The sequence below is a fragment of the Pantoea sp. XAF26B01_ASV70 genome (assembly GCF_054512635.1).
Genome location: NZ_CM137251.1, coordinates 300284 through 314495, shown reverse-complemented (window position 1 = coordinate 314495; position 14212 = coordinate 300284). Strand labels below are relative to the sequence as shown.

The 14212-nt window shown below is 56.9% G+C and carries 10 protein-coding genes; 5 read left to right on the top strand and 5 right to left on the bottom strand.

Features of this window, described 5'->3' with window-relative positions; translation table 11 throughout:
• Positions 1 to 14 precede the first annotated feature (14 nt).
• Positions 15 to 1955: a 3D-(3,5/4)-trihydroxycyclohexane-1,2-dione acylhydrolase (decyclizing) gene (iolD, locus tag ACX8ZY_RS01435; RefSeq protein WP_010253337.1), complete on the bottom strand. Its 1941-nt coding sequence runs from the start codon at positions 1953 to 1955 to the stop codon at positions 15 to 17.
• A gap of 545 nt (positions 1956 to 2500) precedes the next feature.
• Here iolD and ACX8ZY_RS01430 point away from each other — a divergent pair.
• Together ACX8ZY_RS01430 and ACX8ZY_RS01425 are read left to right on the top strand one after the other, a co-directional pair.
• Positions 2501 to 4414 carry a bifunctional 5-dehydro-2-deoxygluconokinase/5-dehydro-2-deoxyphosphogluconate aldolase gene (locus ACX8ZY_RS01430; protein WP_421665180.1) on the top strand — a complete coding sequence of 638 codons (1914 nt, stop codon included), beginning with the start codon at positions 2501 to 2503 and terminating at the stop codon, positions 4412 to 4414.
• Positions 4415 to 4854: 440 nt separating this feature from the next.
• On the top strand, positions 4855 to 5697 hold the full coding sequence (locus ACX8ZY_RS01425) for a MurR/RpiR family transcriptional regulator (RefSeq protein WP_010253340.1): 843 nt from the start codon (positions 4855 to 4857) through the stop codon (positions 5695 to 5697).
• Between the two features lie 98 nt (positions 5698 to 5795).
• Here the strand turns inward: ACX8ZY_RS01425 and iolB are convergent, their stop codons facing one another.
• A complete protein-coding gene (gene iolB / locus ACX8ZY_RS01420) occupies positions 5796 to 6614 on the bottom strand; it encodes a 5-deoxy-glucuronate isomerase (protein ID WP_250327950.1) in 819 nt (272 codons plus the stop codon).
• 119 nt (positions 6615 to 6733) lie between these two features.
• Entirely contained in the window at positions 6734 to 8239 is a 1506-nt protein-coding gene (locus ACX8ZY_RS01415; RefSeq protein ID WP_010671520.1) for a CoA-acylating methylmalonate-semialdehyde dehydrogenase, read from the bottom strand.
• A gap of 421 nt (positions 8240 to 8660) precedes the next feature.
• Between ACX8ZY_RS01415 and ACX8ZY_RS01410 the strand changes: the two genes are divergently transcribed.
• Complete coding sequence (locus ACX8ZY_RS01410) at positions 8661 to 9476, top strand: TIM barrel protein (RefSeq protein ID WP_033759068.1); 816 nt, start codon at positions 8661 to 8663, stop codon at positions 9474 to 9476.
• Positions 9477 to 9560: 84 nt separating this feature from the next.
• Here the strand turns inward: ACX8ZY_RS01410 and ACX8ZY_RS01405 are convergent, their stop codons facing one another.
• The gene (locus ACX8ZY_RS01405) at positions 9561 to 10784 is read right to left on the bottom strand and encodes an MFS transporter (protein ID WP_033785697.1); all 1224 of its coding nucleotides are present in this window, start codon (positions 10782 to 10784) and stop codon (positions 9561 to 9563) included.
• A gap of 300 nt (positions 10785 to 11084) precedes the next feature.
• Here ACX8ZY_RS01405 and ACX8ZY_RS01400 point away from each other — a divergent pair, with 300 nt between their 5' ends.
• The gene (locus ACX8ZY_RS01400; RefSeq protein ID WP_010253354.1) at positions 11085 to 12140 is read left to right on the top strand and encodes an AI-2E family transporter; all 1056 of its coding nucleotides are present in this window, start codon (positions 11085 to 11087) and stop codon (positions 12138 to 12140) included.
• Here ACX8ZY_RS01400 and ACX8ZY_RS01395 read toward each other — a convergent pair.
• Entirely contained in the window at positions 12129 to 12812 is a 684-nt protein-coding gene (locus tag ACX8ZY_RS01395) for a FadR/GntR family transcriptional regulator (RefSeq protein ID WP_031594155.1), read from the bottom strand. The genes ACX8ZY_RS01400 and ACX8ZY_RS01395 overlap by 12 nt on opposite strands.
• A 149-nt stretch (positions 12813 to 12961) precedes the next feature.
• Between ACX8ZY_RS01395 and uxuA the strand changes: the two genes are divergently transcribed.
• Positions 12962 to 14146 (top strand): mannonate dehydratase, encoded by a 1185-nt coding sequence (gene uxuA / locus ACX8ZY_RS01390; protein ID WP_033768013.1) that lies wholly within the window; start codon positions 12962 to 12964, stop codon positions 14144 to 14146.
• Positions 14147 to 14212 lie beyond the last annotated feature (66 nt).

The following is a 14212-nucleotide window of genomic DNA, read 5'->3' as shown; positions in this document are numbered from 1 at the left end:
GCACGGCCCTGAAATTAATATTTTCGCGCCTGATCCAGATGGCTGTTGAGCTTGTCCGCCACCGCCTGAGAACGTTCGGTCTTCGAGGCCTGCGCCACGCCGACGTGCCACCAGCTGAAATATTTGTGGATCATGGTTTTTGGCAGCACTTTGATGTCGATAAGAGTGGAAACCGTCTGGGTGCGGGCATCTTCCAGCGCCGCCTTAAGCTGCTCCAGCGTGGTCACACGATAGGTTTTGCAGCCATAACCGGCGGCAATAGCGGCGAAATCGACCGGGATAAAGCCGCCGTCCAGCTTGCCGCCTTCCGCATTACGGAACCGGAACTCAGTGGTAAAGCTGTCCATGCCGTGTTCCATCTGCAGGTTATTGATGCAGCCGTTGGTCATGTTATCCAGCAGCACTACGTTGATCTTCGCCCCTTCCTGAATCGAGGTGACCAGCTCTGAGTGCAGCATCATAAAGGAGCCATCACCGACCAGCGCATAGACCTCGCGCTGCGGCTGCGCCAGCTTCACACCCAGCGCGGCATTCACTTCATAACCCATGCAGGAGTAGCCATATTCAACGTGATAGGCGTTGTAATCTTTGGTGCGCCAGACGCGCTGCAGGTCGCCCGGCAGACTGCCCGCCGCTGCCACTACCACTGCGTCTTTCGGCAGTTGCTCATTTAAGGTGCCGAGCACGCTGCTTTGCGTCAGTAGCGACTGGGTCAGGCGGTTAAACTCAGCGAACACTGCTTCGCGGTCGAGATGATCCGCAATCTCCGGCACAAAGTCGCCATCGTGATATTCCACCTGGTAGACGCGCTGCGTCTCTTTCAGCAGCTGGCTCTGCGCCTGCTCAATCTGATTGCCCCAGTCATTACTGTAGTGCTGCGAGGCCAGCCCGGCGGTGAGCGCGGTCAGCCCTTCGCGGGCATCAGCCAGCAGCTGCACGCCATCGAGCTTGTAGCTGTCAAAGTTGCTGACGTTGATGTTCAGGAAGCTGACATCAGGATGCTGGAAAATCCATTTCGACGCGGTGGTGAAGTCGGTATAGCGGGTGCCGATGCCGATCACTAAATCGGCCTCTTTCGCCAGCAGGTTAGCCGCCAGACAGCCGGTTTCGCCCACGCCGCCGACATTCAGCGGATGGTCAGAGACCAGCGTGCCTTTGCCCGCCTGCGTCTCCGCAAAGGGAATCTGATAGCGCTCGGCAAACTGCCGCAGCGCCTCGCCCGCTTCGGAGTACTTCACTCCGCCGCCGCAGATAATCATCGGCTTGCGCTTACGGTTAATCAGCGTCAGGGCATCTGCCAGCTGCGCCGCCACTGGCAGGCGGCGATCCAGACGGTGCACCCGTTTCTGGAAGAAGTAGTCAGGGTAATCCCAGGCTTCGCCCTGCACATCCTGCGGCAACGACAGCGTGACCGCGCCGGTTTCTGCCGGATCGGTCAGTACGCGCATGGCGTTGATACAGGCGGACATCAGCTGTTCCGGGCGGCTGACGCGATCCCAGTATTTGCTGACGGCGCGGAAGGCATCGTTGGTGCTGATGCTGAGATCGTAGCTCTGCTCAATCTGTTGCAGCACCGGATCGGGCTGGCGGGTTGCGAAGACGTCGCCTGGCAGCAGCAGCAGAGGAATGCGGTTGGCGGTCGCGGTCGCCGCGGCGGTGATCATATTGGCCGCACCAGGCCCCACAGACGAACTGCAGGCGATAATCTGGCGGCGCAGCGACTGGCGCGCAAAGCCGGTGGCAGCATGAGCCATGCCCTGCTCATTACGGCCCTGGTAGACCACCAGATCGCCGCTATCCTGTTCCAGCGCCTGGCCCAGCCCCAGCACGTTGCCATGTCCGAAAATGGCGAAGATGCCCTTTACGAACTTCGTCTCAACGCCATCGACATCAATGAATTGATTATCAAGAAATTTAACCAGCGCCTGTGCCGTGGTCAGTCTGATAGTGCCCATATTCTTCCTTACATGCTGGTGGACCCCGACTTCCGCGACAGAACGCCAGGCGTTGTCATCGGCGGAAAAGGCGACCTGAATAACTGAAACGTGAGGCGATTATAAACAAATATATTTTTCATAAAACACGATTACAGAAGAAACATTTCATTTTGCGAGTGAGATCAAATTTAATGACGACAACAGGTCTGGCGGGCGATTGCAGTGGGGAAATCTGGAACTTTTAACAGAGAGTGGTGCCTGATAAAAAAATTCATTTCAATGCAGCAGCTTGCCTGACTGGCGTGCGGATTCCTGCGATCCCCTTCACAACCCTGACATACCGCACATCACGCTGGCAGAGTTTGCGCAGGCGGGCGGCAATCAGGAGTTTTACCTGGTTCACAAAATTGCGATGGATATTTCATTTCGTATTGAATATGGAATTTTTATTCCTCATACTCCCCTCATAGCCAGTCAGACACCTACAGACCCGGAAGCAGAGCGTAACTGGTGTCGGTCTTTACGCCCGCCAGCGCTGCTAATCACAGAAGGAAACCACAGGTATGAGTACACAACAGAAACCGCTTGATGTGATTTGTATCGGGCGCATCGCCGTTGATTTTTATGGCCAGCAAATCGGGGCGCGACTGGAAGATGTCACCTCCTTTGCTAAATATCTGGGCGGCTCGTCGGGCAATGTCGCCTATGGCACCGCGATTCAGGGGCTGAAATCGGCGATGCTGGCGCGGGTGGGAGATGAGCATAATGGTCGCTTTCTGCGTGAAGAGTTGCAGCGCGTAGGCTGTAACACCGATGCGCTAATCACCGATCCGCAGCGTCTGACCGGACTGGTGATCCTCGGCATCAAAGATGAAGAGACTTTTCCGCTGATTTTCTACCGCGATAACTGCGCCGATATGGGCCTGGTTCCGGACGATATCGACGAAGCCTTTATTACCTCTGCGCGCGCCGTGGCGGTTACTGGCACCCACTTATCCCATCCTCAGACCCGCGAAGCGGTGCTGAAAGCGCTGGATATCGCCCGCCGCAACGGCCTGCGCACGGCGCTGGATATCGATTATCGTCCGGTGTTGTGGGGACTGACCTCTCTGGGCGACGGTGAAACGCGTTTCATTGAGTCGTCACAGGTCACGCAGCAGTTACAGGAAGTGGTGCACTATTTCGATTTGATCGTCGGCACCGAAGAGGAGTTTCATATTGCCGGTGGCAGTACCGACACCCTGACGGCGCTGAAAAACGTGCGTCAGGCGAGTCAGGCGACGCTGGTCTGCAAACGTGGACCGCTGGGTTGCGTGGTGTTTGAAGGCGAGATCCCGGATAGCTGGGAACAGACTGAGCTGCACACGGGCGTACGCGTCGAGGTTCTCAACGTGCTGGGCGCGGGCGATGCCTTTATGTCTGGCCTGCTGCGCGGCTGGCTGAATGATGAGGGCTGGACTCAGGCGTGCCGTTACGCCAACGCCTGTGGAGCGCTGGTGGTATCACGCCACGGTTGTGCGCCCGCCATGCCAACCAAAGCGGAGCTGGATGATTTCCTGAGTCGCGACAAAGAGGTGAAGCGTCCCGATCTCGACAGCCGTCTGAACCATCTGCACCGCGTGACTACCCGCAAGCAGCAGTGGCCGGAGCTGAATGTCTTCGCCTTTGACCACCGCAAACAACTGGCGGATATGGCGCAGGAAGCGGGCATGGACGAAAGCCGCATTCCGGAACTGAAACTGCTGCTGCTGGAAGCCGCTCAGCAGGCTGCCAGAGAAGCAGGATTAGAGAATAAAAGCGGGATTCTGGCGGATACGACCTACGGTCAGAAGGCGCTGAACGCCATCACCGGTAAGAACTGGTGGATTGGCCGCCCGATTGAGCTGCCGAGCTCGCGGCCGCTGCGCCTGGAACATGGCAACATCGGCTCGCAGCTGATCGACTGGCCTGCCGAACACGTGGTGAAATGTCTGGTCTTCTATCATCCACATGACAGTGCTGAACTGCGTAAAGAGCAGGATGAGCTGGTGCTCGACGTCTGGAACGGCTGTAACAAAAGCGGTCATGAGCTGCTGCTGGAAGTGATTCTGCCTGACAACAACCCGGATAAGAATGAAACGTATTACTTTGATATGTTGAGCCATTTCTACAGTCTGGGCATCCAGCCTGACTGGTGGAAACTGCCACCGCTGTCGGCGGAAAGCTGGCAGGCGATCAGCGGTCTGATTGAGCAGCAGGATCCCCACTGTCGCGGCATTCTGTTACTCGGTCTGGATGCGCCCGAAGAGAAGCTTAAAGCGGGCTTCGCCGCGGCGGCCAAAGCGCCCTGGGTGAAAGGTTTTGCGGTAGGCCGCACTATCTTTGGTCAGCCTTCCCGCCAGTGGTTACAGGGGGAGCTGGACGATCAGGCGTTGATTGACACGGTTAAAGGCAACTATCTGCGACTGATTGAGTACTGGCGCGCTGCCCGCGCCTGATTTGCAGCTCTGTCAAAAAGCCGCTTTTAGACCGTGCAGTCACAGGGAACACGGTCAGATCGGAAAGACGCGAAAGCTGCCATCCATGGCATGCTCGGCCCGCACCATCCTTGGTGCGGGACGCTTTCCTCTTCTGACCGTGTTCCCTGCTCGTTTAGCTAATGTGTTGCTGCCAGACCCGATTTTTCAGCAATCTGCAGCCATTCCAATCTGAATGGTGAAAGACTGCATACTTCCATCCCTGCTGGCATTTCATCCCGGCTTTCATCCTGACATTGCCCGCGAAAAGTCATGCATCGGGCGCTAAAGCTAATCTGTGAACCATTTCATAAAGCCATGAAATAAACCGCGTCGTTGACGCAAAGAAATGAAATTTTCCATCCATCTGATACTATAGCGCTCATTATGCAGCCATTATTCTAATTATACGGGCAGAAGTGATGAACAATAATCCCACCCAACTTTCTCTCTTGCAGGACGATATTCGTCGCCGCTACGAAACGCTGAGCAAGCGTCTTAAACAGGTTGCGCGCTACATCCTTGATAACAGTAACAGTATTGCTTTCGATACCGTCGCCTCGATTGCTCAACAGGCCGATGTGCCACCGTCGACGCTGATCCGCTTTGCGAATGCTTTTGGCTTCAGCGGCTTCAACGAAATGAAACAGGTTTTTCGTCAGCATCTGATGGAGGAGACGGTCAACTATACCGAGCGCGCTCGCCTGTTTCGCCAGACCTCCACGGACGACAGCGCCAGTGCGCCTGAAAGTCCGGCGGAAATCCTCAACGTCTTTACCATGGTTAACAGCCAGGCGCTGCAGCAGCTGGCGATGCAGGTTAATCCTGAGCAGCTGAACAAAGCGGTGAAACTGCTGAATGAGGCTGAGAATATCTATGTTATCGGCCTGCGCCGCTCTTTCAGCGTCGCCTCCTACCTGGTCTACGCGCTGCGTCATCTTGAGCGCCGCGCTTTCCTGATTGATGGCCTGGGCGGGATGTTTACCGAGCAGCTCAGCCTGGTAAACCCGAAAGATGTAGTGATTGCGATTAGCTACTCGCCTTATGCACGTGAAGCGGTCGAGGTGGTTGAAATGGGTGCCAAACGCGGTGCGCATCAGATTGCCATTACCGACAGTCAGGTCAGTCCGCTGGCCGCCTTCAGCGATGTCTGCTTTGTGGTACGTGAAGCGCAGGTCGATGGCTTCCGTTCGCAGGTCGCTTCACTCTGCCTGGCACAGACGCTGGCGGTTTCGCTGGCACTGAACAACGCAAAGACCAGCTGAGTTCCACACACAAAAAAGGGCAGCGCGACAGGCTGCCCTTTTTACTGATATGAACGCGGATTATAAACCGTGATTGCTGTTTATTTTTCAGCGAAGACTTACGCTTTCCGTGGATAGCTGTCGCTGTTCACCCAGGCGTGATCTTTCTCCCAGGTAAATTTCCACAGCCGCACCGGCCCCGCCATCACGTTCAGATAGTAGTTATTGTATCCCGCCAGCGTCGCTACCGGATGATAGCCGCGCGGTACCATCACCACGTCGCGATTATAGGGTGCCATACAGACATCCAGGGAACGGTCGTCGGTGTAAACGCGCTGCATGGCAAAGCCAGGTTCCGGATCGAAACGGTGATAGTAGGTCTCTTCCAGGTAGGTTTCGTTTTCACTCTCCTCCTGGTCGTGCTTGTGGCTGGGATAAGAGCTGGTATCGCCCTCGTTGGTATAGACTTCCACCACCAGCAGGCTATCAGCCGGTTCATTGTCAGGCAGGATATTGTGAACCAGGCGCTGGTTGCGCCCTTTTCCGCGATGCTCAACACCAACATCGGCTGGTGCAATCAGGCGCGCAGGCAGATTCCCCTGACCGGGTGCATTACAGACCGCCAGCTCAAGATCGCTGTCAGCGTAAACCTCCACTTCATCATCATGCGGCACATAAACGGAATGAGGCGGTACGCGCTCAAAAGGCGACATGCGCTGACCGATACCGGGAAAATCAGCATGGCGGGTTTTTACGGAGGCCAGCCCGGCCACCAGCACCAGACACAGCTCTTTGTCACCACTACTGAGGCGCAGGGTTTCCCCTTTCTTCAGCAAATAGGCATCAAATCCCACATAACGCCAGCCGGCGCGCTCAGGCGTCACATGCTGAATACGACCCTGCGCGTCAGGGGCTTGTGCTTTCGACAGTAAAGACATCCTGATACTCCTCTCTGTCACGATTGACGCTGCGGTGGGCTCGCGGGCGCGGTGCCAGCGAACAAAGCGACCGGCAGATTATCCTGCCGGTCGCGCACCGGGATCAGCGTTGAAATGAATCAGCCTAAGGTTGGCATACTGAATTCAGACACAGTCTGCTGACCGGATGGCCAGCGTACGGTGGCCGTTTTCATGCGGGTATAGAAACGCACGCCATCCGGCCCATGGACATTGAGCGCGCCAAACACTGAACGTTTCCAGCCGCCGAAGCTGTGGAATGCCATCGGTACCGGAACCGGCACGTTGACACCGACCATACCTGCTTCAACGTTCTGCACAAACTCACGTGCGGTGTGACCGTTGCTGGTGAAAATCGCGCTGCCGTTGCCGAATTCATGGCTGTTAACCAGTTGCAGCGCACTGTCGTAGTCCGGCGCGCGCATGATGCTCAGCACCGGCCCGAAAATCTCTTCACGCCAGATCACCATCTCAGAGGTGACATGATCAAACAGCGTGCCGCCGACGTAGTAACCTTCGGCGTGACCTGCAACCTGCACGTTACGCCCATCGACCACCAGCTTCGCGCCTTCCTGCTCGCCTTTGTCGATGTAGCCCAGCACTTTCTTCTGGTGCGCCGCCGAAACGACCGGTCCCATCTCATTTTCATCAGCGCCCTGATTAATGCCAGGGCCGATACGCAGCGCGTTCACCAGCGGAGTCAGACGGGCGATCAACTTGTCGGCGGTATCATCGCCCACGGCGACCACAACTGGCAGCGCCATGCAGCGTTCACCAGCAGAGCCAAACGCACCACCCATAATCGCGTTGACGGTGGCATCCAGGTCGGCATCCGGCATAACGATAGCGTGGTTTTTCGCCGCGCCAAACGCCTGTACCCGCTTGCCGTGGGCGCTGGCGGTTTTATAGATATGCTCAGCCACGCCAGAAGAACCGACGAAGCTCACCGCGGCAATACGCGGATCTTTATAGAGTTGCTCAGCATCTTCATTGGAACTGTGTACGACGTTGAATACGCCATCGGGCAGGCCCGCTTCGGTCAGCAGTTCAGCCATACGCACTGCCGCGGAAGGATCCAGCGCCGGTGGCTTCAGCACAAAGGTGTTACCGCAGGCCAGGGCTATCGGGAACATCCACAGCGGTACCATCGCCGGGAAGTTAAACGGCGTAATGCCCGCCACGACGCCGACCGGTTGCATCAGCGAGTAGCTGTCAACGCCGCTGCCGACGTTCGGGGAATATTCGCCTTTGAGCAGATGGGGGATCCCGCAGGCAAACTCAATCACTTCGATGCCACGCGTCAGTTCACCCAGCGCATCAGACCAGACTTTGCCGTGCTCAGAGACAATCAGCGCCGCCAGCTCGTCACGGTGCTTCTCCATCAGGGCTTTGAAGTTGAACAGAACGCGGGCGCGACGCAGCGGCGAGGTTTTCGACCAGGCGGCAAAAGCGTCATGCGCGACACCAATCGCCTGGGCCACTTCATCAGCGGTACTTTGCGTCAGTTCACGTACCACTTTGCCGGTTGCCGGATCGTAAACAGGAATGGTTTCGTTGCTGGCGCTGAAAGTGGTTTTACCGCCAATAAAGTTACCTATGATTGTCATGATGTTGCCTCTTTAGATGGTTAAGTTCCCTGCAGACGGACCATGCGACCTGCCACACTGCCTGACCAGGCAAACCTGAAAGCGTGCTATGAAGCTATTACAGTGGAACAAATTTTTCAAATGGTTCTTTTTGGAAAATTTGATTTTAGCGGCACAGATCGCATTTTTCCTGCCACTTAGTCTCTCGCGGCATCACGATGACGGGAGGCCACTAATAGCGGCCAGCCTTAGCGCAGCAGGGTAATAGCCGGGGAGTGGTTTGGGCGTTTTACTGCGAAGTCGATCCAGCCTTTATGCATCGGGCTGAAACGGAATATGAAATTAATGCGAGGCTGATCTAATAATTTGTGTTTCATTATTCACTATTAATGAAATAAATGTTCTCTTTGGTCGCATCATCCTCCTGTCCCGGAGTCAGTGCATGGCCATCGATCCAACCCGTTTCTGTATCAACCGCAAAATTGCGCCCCGGCTCTCGCTGGAGGCATTTTTTCAGCTGGTTCAGCGTCTGGGGCTGAGCAAGGTTGAACTGCGTAATGACATGCCGGGCGGCAGCGTCACTGACGATCTCAGCACCGATCAGCTGCGCGCTCTGACCGACAGGTATCATATTGATATCATCACCATTAATGCGCTCTATCCGTTTAACCGCATTGATGACGCGCTACTGGCCCGGGCCGAAGCACTGTTACAGACAGCACAACAGATTGGTGCAAAGGCGCTGGTCATGTGTCCGCTGAATGAGGGGATAGCCGTGTCGCCTCAGCAAACCCAGGCGGCGATGCAGCAGCTGGCCCCGCGTTTTGCCCACTATGGCATTCAGGGGCTGGTGGAGCCGCTGGGTTTTCCGGTCAGCTCGCTGCGTTCGGCGGTACAAGCGCAGCAATTGATCGCCGCGGCGGACGTGCCCTTTAAGCTATTGCTGGATACCTTTCACCATCATCTCTATGAGCAGGCTGAGCAGGAGTTTCCAGCAGGCATTGATGTTAACCAGATCGGTCTGGTGCACCTTTCGGGCGTGGAAGATCGCCGTCCGACCGCCGAACTAACCGATGAAGAACGCATCATGTTGAGTGATAACGATGTACTGAAGAGCGTGGTGCAGGTAAAGCGGCTGGAGATGCTTGGCTATAAGGGCGTTTATGCCTTTGAGCCTTTCTCCAGTCAGCTCAGCAACTGGACCCCTGCGGAGGTTGAACGCCAGATCCGCAACAGTATTGAACTGCTGCAAGCCTGAATCCTGTTCTGCGCTTTGCGCGCACCATTAATCGGTTTATCTGTGTCTGAAAAGACGTTCTGGCCCGCTGCTGGGCCATTTTTTTTATCCTGAAGAATCGTCTGCTGCCGGTAACACCGCCTGACGCCGCTGCATGCGCAGCGTGCAGAAAAAAGCGACGCAGACCAGCAGCGCCGTGAGCAGGTAGACGCGTGAGACACCCGCATAAGTCATGATGAATCCGGCAAGTGGCCCGGTTATGCCCAGCGACAGATCCATAAAGGCGGTGTAGGTCGCCAGCGCGCTGCCCTGATTCTGCTGCGGCACCACTTTTACCGCCACCACGCCCAGCGCCGGGAATACCAGCGAGAAGCCGGCACCGGTCAGAAATGCGCCCGCTTTTGCCATCCAGGGATCACCCGCTGCGGCCACCAGAAACAGTCCGGCGGCTTCAACCGCCAGGCAGATGCTGGCGACCCGCAGACCGCCGTGGCGGTTAATCGCATTCGGGAACAGCAGGCGCGCGCCGACGAAAGCGCCGCTGAACAGGGAGAGCGCAAAGGCGGCCCCTTCCCAGCCTTTATCCTGATAGAACAGGGTAATAAAGGTGGCGATGACACCGAAACCCGCCGAACCCATCGCCAGAATCGCACCAAAACCGGCGATTTTCCCCAGCACCGCACGAAACGGCAGGGGTCTGGCCCGGCTGGCTTTTACGGCCGGACGCGGCACCGCGCAGACGATGCCTACCACGCAGATAGCAACAATGACCAGCGACAGCCACAGCAGGCCACCCGCCCGGAATATCACCACGCCGAGCGGCGCACCAATCGCCATCGCGCCATAAGTGACAATGCCGTTCCAGGAGATAACCCGGCCAATGTGCAGCGAACCCACCCGCGCCACACCCCACAACGAGGTGCCGGTGCCGGTAAAACTCTGGCCCACGCCCAGAATCAAGCGGCCCACGCAGAGCAGCGTCAGGCTTAACAGCGGTGATTCGATGAGCGCCGCCAGCAAAATACATAACCCGCTGATCAGACAGCCCACCAGGCCGGTCACCACCACTTTCTTTGGCCCCCAGAGATCGGCATAGCGTCCGGCGTGTGGGCGGCTCAGCAGCGTCGCCACATATTGCAGGCTGATTACCAGGCCCGCCCAGAATGCGCTGAAGCCCAGCTGGTCATGCACCCATCCTGGCAATACCGCCAGCGGCAGACCGATAGTGAGATAGCTGGCAAAGTTGTAGGCCACGATAGAGAGGATCAGCAGAGAGATGTGCAGGTTTCCGGATGGGGTGTTCGGTTCCGCGGCAGGCTGTTCAGGCATGAGTCCTCGCGCTCGTATTTGGCTGAATGATAAGGTTTATCCTTTAACTATACCCGCTTTCGCCACTGGCGCATCTTAATGACACGGCTATCGGGCGGCTGCCCCTGCCCGGACGTGCAGCAGAAAGCCGGGTAAAAACCGGCACAATGGGGAGTTGCTGCTCTGCCGCGATAGCTGAGTGCTGTGGCGCTGATTACATCACCCACCTGCCACCGCGCTTTACCGTTTCTCTGATAAATCAGATTGTTAATTTTGTTTCAGCTACACTTTCAACAGCCAAATTACGTTATGAGAGAGAGAATGAGCGAGCTGCAACGGGAAAAGATCGGGCAAAATATTCTGATAAAACTGGCGATGCTGGTCATTATCCTCGCCGGGGTTCGGGCAGCGTCCGATATTCTGGTTCCGCTGCTGCTGGCGGCGTTCTTTGCCATTGTGCTGAATCCACTGGTGACGATGCTGATGCGGCGTGGCTTCCGCCGTGGACTGGCGATTGGGCTGGTGATCACGGTGATCTTCTGCGCACTCGTGCTGCTGGGTGCCATTATTGCCAGCTCAATGAGCGAGTTTTCCGATCTCTATCCGCAACTGCGCGCCACCATGGAGCAGAAAATGACGGTGCTGCAACATCTGGCGGCGGGCTTTCATCTTAATATTTCAACCGATGCGCTGGTACAGCGTTTCGATCCTAATACCATGATGAACCTGGCTACCGTGGCGCTGAGCGGCTTTTCCGGCGCGATGACCAATACCGTGCTGCTGGTGCTGACCGTGGTCTTTATGCTGTTTGAGGTCCATCACCTGCCCTATAAAATGCGCAACGCGCTGGTGAATCCGAAAATTCGCATCGCCGGACTGCATAAAGCACTGAAAGGCGTCACGCACTATCTGGCGCTGAAAACCCTGGTGAGTCTGATAACCGGCATCGCGGTCTGGCTGAGTCTCTATCTGCTGGATGTGAAGTTTGCGCTGTTATGGGGTGTCGTGGCGTTTATCCTCAACTTTATTCCCAATATCGGCCCGATTATCGCCGGTATCCCGCCCTTCCTGCAGGCGTTGTTACTGAACAGCCTGTTTGATGCCGCGATGGTGGCGGCGCTGTTTACCGCGATTCATATGGTGTTTGGCAATATGCTGGAACCGCGACTGATGGGGCGCGGTCTTGGCTTATCGACGCTGGTGGTGTTCCTGTCGCTGGTGTTCTGGGGCTGGCTGCTCGGTCCGGTCGGCATGCTGCTCTCGGTGCCGCTCACCAGCATTACTAAAATTCTGATGGAGACCACGCCAGGCGGCAGCCGTCTGGCGATTATGCTGGGCACCGGACGACCTAAGCGGGCGCGGGCATTAACCAAGTAGCCGCTGCTGCACATGCTGCAGATGGCTCTCCATCGCCTGACGTGCAGCCACTTCATCGCCCGCCACAATCGCATTGGCGATCTGCTGATGGTCAGCGTTCATCTCCTGCGCGAAGCTGTTATCGGCATAATGGCGCTCCAGTCGCTGCACATGCGGGCTGTGGCGCCGGTTCCATAACTGCTCCAGCAGGTCGCGTAATACATCATTGCCGCTCATCTCACTGATAAGCAGATGGAAGCGCTTGTCCTGCTCCAGAAAGGCCGCGTCGTTTTCATTGTACTGCTGCAGTTCAGCGGTCAGCGCCAGCAGTGCTGCACGCTGAACGGTGGTGCCGTTACGTGCGGCAAATCCTGCCAGCATCCCTTCAAAGGCTTCACGCGCCTGCAACAGATCCTGCAGACTGCAGGTTTCGCTCTCCTGCGGAACCGCGGCCTGCGGCAGCGGCTGGGCGACGTAAACGCCGTTGCCAGTGCGGATATCGACCCAGCCGGTCATCTCCAGCGCAATCAATGCTTCACGCACTGATGAACGACTGACACCCAGCTGTTTTGCCAGCTCACGCTCCGGTGGCAGTAAACCACCTGCCACAAAGTCACCGCGCGTGATACCGGCCATGATGACGTTGGCGATCTGACGGTACAGGCGCTCGGTTTTTATTACTGGCAGCGTCATCACCCTCTCCTCTGATTGCACGTAAAAGCGATCTCTTCACCGATGCAGTTTGTCATGCTGCGATCCGGATCACGGCCCTGTTTTGTCCACTATCATACTCTTGGTCCAGCGGCCTGACCACTGGGCCACATCACAGTTGAGGAGTAAAAATGGAACATACATGGCGATGGTACGGCCCCAACGACCCGGTCTCACTGGATGATGCGCGTCAGGCGGGCGCGACCGGCATTGTGACGGCGCTGCACCATATCCCTAACGGCGAGGTGTGGCCGGTTGAGGAGATTAAAGCGCGTCAGGCACTGCTGGCGGAAAAAGGTCTGGTCTGGTCGGTGGTGGAGAGCATCCCGGTCCATGAGGCGATTAAAACCCAGCGTGGTGACTACCTTCGCTATATCGCCAATTATCAGCAGTCGATACGCAATCTGGCCGCCTGCGGCATTGATACCGTCTGCTACAACTTCATGCCGGTGCTGGACTGGACCCGAACCGACCTCGCCTGGACGCTGCCGGATGGCGCAAAAGCGCTGCGCTTCGACGCCGACGCTTTCGCGGCCTTCGAGCTTTATCTGTTGCAGCGTCCGGGAGCGGAACAGGATTACAGCCCAGCCGAGCAGCAGGCCGCCGCTCAGCGCTTTGCCGCCATGAGCGCAGAAGAGAAAAGCACTCTGGTGCGCAATATTATCGCCGGTCTGCCTGGCGCCGAAGAGGGTTACACCCTGGAGCAGTTTCAGGCGCAGCTGACGCAGTATGACGGCATCGACAAAGCGAAACTGCGCGAGCATATGGCGACCTTCCTGCGCGCCATTGTGCCGGTTGCGGAGGAAACGGGCGTTAAACTGGCGGTGCATCCGGATGACCCACCACGTCCTATTCTGGGCCTGCCACGCATTATTTCTACCCAGGAAGATATGCAGTGGCTGAAAGAAACCGTGGACAGTCTGCACAACGGTTTCTGTTTCTGTACCGGCTCCTATGGCGTGCGTGCCGACAATGCGCTGGTTGAGATGGCGGAAACCTATGCCGACCGCATTAACTTTATCCATCTGCGCGCCACAAAACGCGAGGCAAACCCGGCCAGCTTCCATGAAGCGGCGCATCTGGCGGGCGACGTCGATATGGTCGGCGTGATCAAGGTTATTCTGGCGGAAGAGCAGCGCCGCCGTCGGGCGGGCAACCTGCGGGCGATTCCCATGCGTCCCGATCACGGCCATCAGATGCTGGACGACCTGCATAAGCGCACCAATCCCGGTTATTCCGCCATTGGCCGCCTGAAAGGCCTTGCCGAACTGCGCGGCGTTGAAGTAGCGCTGAAACAGATCTATTTTGCCGATTAAATAAAACGTCCTGCCCTGCGCCCGCCCTGTGACGGGCCAGGGTCTCTCCTGGCCACTGCGGCGGAT